The 4012-nt window shown below is 35.1% G+C and carries 4 protein-coding genes and 1 pseudogene; 4 read left to right on the forward strand and 1 reads right to left on the reverse strand.

Annotated elements, in window-relative coordinates:
• Window positions 1-75: 75 nt before the first annotated feature.
• Window positions 76-207, reverse strand: coding sequence for a hypothetical protein (locus AFK68_RS43350; RefSeq protein ID WP_256386509.1), 132 nt, complete (start codon window positions 205-207; stop codon window positions 76-78).
• 829 nt (window positions 208-1036) lie between these two features.
• Here AFK68_RS43350 and AFK68_RS41195 point away from each other — a divergent pair.
• From AFK68_RS41195 to AFK68_RS07210, 4 genes and pseudogenes are all read left to right on the forward strand, one after another.
• Window positions 1037-1372, forward strand: a pseudogene (locus tag AFK68_RS41195) (hypothetical protein); the annotation flags it as partial.
• Between the two features lie 117 nt (window positions 1373-1489).
• On the forward strand, window positions 1490-2386 hold the full coding sequence (locus tag AFK68_RS07200) for a ferredoxin (RefSeq protein WP_094672169.1): 897 nt from the start codon (window positions 1490-1492) through the stop codon (window positions 2384-2386).
• A 212-nt stretch (window positions 2387-2598) separates the two neighbouring features.
• Complete coding sequence (locus tag AFK68_RS07205) at window positions 2599-3219, forward strand: hypothetical protein (protein WP_094672170.1); 621 nt, start codon at window positions 2599-2601, stop codon at window positions 3217-3219.
• Between the two features lie 138 nt (window positions 3220-3357).
• A partial coding sequence (locus AFK68_RS07210) for a hypothetical protein (protein WP_094672171.1) occupies window positions 3358-4012 on the forward strand: 655 nt, incomplete at its 3' end.

Here is a 4012-nt window from a genome sequence, read left to right on the forward strand (position 1 = left end):
GATATTTATTCATCTTATTGTTCAACAAACACAATCGTTACCAGAGCAAGAAAGGTCATCGAGAAACAAACCTTCTCAGCGATAGGCTTCCAATGGAGTTGGATCGATTCCCAGACGTTGAGCGATCCCATTCCCTACCACAGCAAATCGCTGCTGAAATTTATAAATGAAACAAAAAATTAGATCGCCGTGACGCACTGAAGTCACGACAAATAATCCTGGAGTTAGGGTAGACTCATATTCTTGAGTCAGGGCTGCATAGCCATTTGACCAGTCAAATGGTTTTACTCTCCGTCAATATCCCCAGACTTTAAAATCTTTAACTTGGGGATTAGTGATGGGTTTGGGAGTATTATTAGTAACAATTATAGCTAGTATTAAACCTAAATTTATTGAGCAGAAAATCTGGAGGTATTATTTATGGTTGACTGCTAGTTTAGTCATAGGATATATCTTGTTTGAATGAATAATATTACTGACTGCTACTTTAATGGTGGGAGACATTCATGGTTTAACGGTAGCTATTCTAGGAAGGATTTTTGTTAAAAATATAGTCTGGGCGATCGCTTTATAACTAATTAAAAGTCATGGTTTTCCAGCACATAAAACTCTCGGTGCTGGTGTAGTTGATGGTCGAAATATTGGGCGGATTCGTACTCAATAAGTAGTATCTTTATTAGAGGAATTAAAAGGTATTGTTCCTAATATTTCTGTACAGCCTTCTGCTTCTTTACAATTTGTGCCTTATGATGTTAGAAGCGAGGTAAAACTGCCATAAGCACTGCGAAACGTATTAAGTTTTGCCGAGCAACAACTAGAATAGACAGTTTTGTTATCCAAAGCTTTGACTGGGGAAAGTAGTAAGTCAGAGATAGAAAAAATCGAAATCTACTGGCAATAATTTTATAAATTTAGCCCTGCCAATGAAAAAGTAAAAAGTAACATTAAAGCACTGAAATAAACAGACTTTAGGTGAAGCGTGTCTTATGAGGAAAGAGTATAAAATCAAGTAAAATTACCTGCTTTTCCTACTACAACTATCGACTCATTTCCCCAGACTAAACAAGTTAGAAAATTACGGGCGCGTTATAAAAAAAGCGAGCTGACTCAAGCTGAATATTTAGCGCAAATTGATGCCCATATTGCCTACTATATTGGACTGCAAGAAGGGATGGGAATGGATGTTTTAGTCCATGGATAGTTTGAACGTTCTGACATGGTGGAATACTTCGGCGAACAGTTAGATGGTTATACTTTTACTACTCATGGTTGGCTCCTAAGACGGGGAAAATCTGGTTTCTGCCACATAAACCTCTTGAGGGTAATTAATCAAGACTTACGCAGCCGAACCCAGAAACCCGGTTTCTCCTAGAAACCGGGTTTCTTTGCGTAACTTATGTTAATTTTATCCAGTTTTATTTTATTCTTATTCCTAAATTTAGTAGAATGGTAATTAATATAATTTAATCGCTAAATCCAGAGGACTAAAATGAGTGAATTTAATCAATGGGTGACACCATTAAAACGCACGGTATCGGAAAAAAATCCTAAAGGTGGAACGATAGAATATGAAGATTTTCCTACTACAATAGATGTCACTGGTCCTTTATTGTATACATTAATTCAGCAAAATTGGCAGCAAGTTCAAATAGGTCATGTTGTTGAAGGTGGCGTACTAGAATTAGAATTTACTGAACCCCCAAAAATTTGCTTAATTTATGATGGTTATTTGACAGTAGCGACTCCCGCTTGGCACCTTCATTTATGCTTAGAAAAAAATTTAGGAGGACCCCACTGTACCACACCAATAGAATTAAGAGAAAAACGTCTTTTAAGTCGGGCAGCACTTTATCGTAACTTAAACCCTGAAGGAGTGGCAAAAAGTTGGGGAATTCAGTTTTGGAATGGAGCGGGAGAAAGGTTAATGACAATATTTTTGCCAAATCCATTTTTAGGGGAAGATGAAGATTATTTGCCGGTGAAAAAAGCGGAGTTTTCCAAACTTGCACTTTATGAAGAATTACGAGAAATTTATGTTTTAGGAACTCGTCCGATTCCTTTTAATAGTAATCCTTTAAAACGACCTTATTTGTCTGTTTGTCGGTCCAGTCGTTGTTATCCTTCTCGGAAGTGGCAACCAATTTTTGATGCTTTACAAACTGCGGTAAAAACATCAGAATTAGATGTAGATGTGATTACTTCTGGCTGTTTGGAAGTTTGTAAAATGGGTCCGGTAGTTTTCTATTCTGGAGATAGAACTTGGTATACTCGCGTTACTCCTGATGTGGCTGAGAGTATTGTTAAAGAGCATTTATTAGGAGGGGTGAAGTTATCTAAACATTTATATCCTAATACCGTTTCACTGCATTCAGAATTCAGAATTTAGAATTTAGAATGCCAGATTTGATAGGCTGAAAATTTTGACAAAACAACAGTTTTCGCAGTATTATAAGAAACCGGGTTTATGGAAGGTCAATGTTAGTATTGTAGAGCATTTCAGACAAACCCGGTTTCTCCGCTTTTTTATACCGATACTACCGGATTTGATATCTCATCTATGGCAAAGTGATTGTTGAAAAATGGTAGGAATCAAGATTTATGAATAATAAAATTACAGTTGATTGGCAGGAAAATTATAATGTTTGGAGTCATGCTGAAAAAGCAATGTCTCATTCTCGTCTGTGGCAATTTTTGTTAATTACTATTGGCAGTGCTAGTAGTATTATTTATCCTCACGTTCCCTTAGTAGGTTTTGCTGCTATTAGTGGGGTGACACTTAATAGAAAAAAGGCGATAATTTCTTCAATAATAATTTGGTTAGTTAATCAATTCTATGGTTTTACTCTCCGGCAATATCCCCAGACTTTAGAATCTTTGACTTGGGGATTGGTGATGGGTTTGGGAACATTATTAGTAACAATTATAGGTACTCTTAAGCCTAAATTTATTGAGGATAAAATCTGGAGATATTATTTATGGTTGACTGCTAGTTTAGTCATAGGATATGTCTTGTTTGAAGGAATAATATTACTGACTGCTACCTTAATGGTGGGAGACGGACATGGTTTAACAGTAGCTATTTTAGGGAGAATTTTTGTTAAGAATATAGTCTGGGCGACCGCTCTAACTTTTATCCACAGTTTGTTGATTTGGAATGGGATTAAATTCTCTAAAAGATACGAAAATTCTAACTTATATCGTGTTCGGCAAAACACTTAATAATTAATAACATGATATAAGGCATTGGTGAATTTAGACCTTGTTGAAAAAATTCGATGGAAATATTTGATGGAAACAAATCAACCAAACTTCGAGTCGAGAAATTGTAGAAGTTAAATTTTTAGCAGGTATATAATTTTGAGTGGTTATCTTATTTATCACCCTTCTCGTGTAGTTTCAGATTTTGAAACTACGAGAGTTTACTACGACAATACAAATGGTAATCAAGACCCCTATGTTTGGAATCAAAAGTTTCTTCATACTTACTGTCATATTACTCAAATGTCACCTCAAGTTGGTAATATAAATTTTTGGGTTTCTGGTGATACCTTTCCCAACTTTAGTAGTCTGTATTGTGATTTAGTATTTGTAGTTGCAGAAAAGCTATATTGGGAAAATTCTAATACTATAAAAACTTCAGATCCTATTGTTGATAATGATGAAGCATTTAACGATCATTATCGTTGGTTTTGGCAACATCACTATCAACGTCGTCGTAGGTTTACTTTAAAAGCAGATCCAGAATCTAGTTTTCAATCACAAAATATTTCTCAGGAATTAATTGATATTGTTCCTTTTTTGCTTGAGCAAGGTTTCACTTTAATTCAACTTCGTCAAAATTTACGTTCAGGTTTTAATTCTAAACCTATGGGTCTGGGTTTAATAGCAATTAAACTTTATTCTTGGCTAAATCAATATGCAAATATTAAATTATATGGAGATGAATTACAAAAAATTCGCCCAAAAAATACCCTTCTTGCTAGTTTATCTGAAGGAGGAAAAAACTGCCTAT

Origin of the sequence: Hydrocoleum sp. CS-953 (assembly GCF_002260545.1) — a bacterium.
GTDB lineage: Bacteria > Cyanobacteriota > Cyanobacteriia > Cyanobacteriales > Microcoleaceae > Trichodesmium.

What these genes read in the sequence shown, in the direction of transcription:
- AFK68_RS07205 (WP_094672170.1), top strand. Translation starts at nt 2,599, where the DNA reads ATGAATAATAAAATTACAGTTGATTGGCAGGAAAATTATAATGTTTGG.
- AFK68_RS07200 (WP_094672169.1), top strand. Translation starts at nt 1,490, where the DNA reads ATGAGTGAATTTAATCAATGGGTGACACCATTAAAACGCACGGTATCG.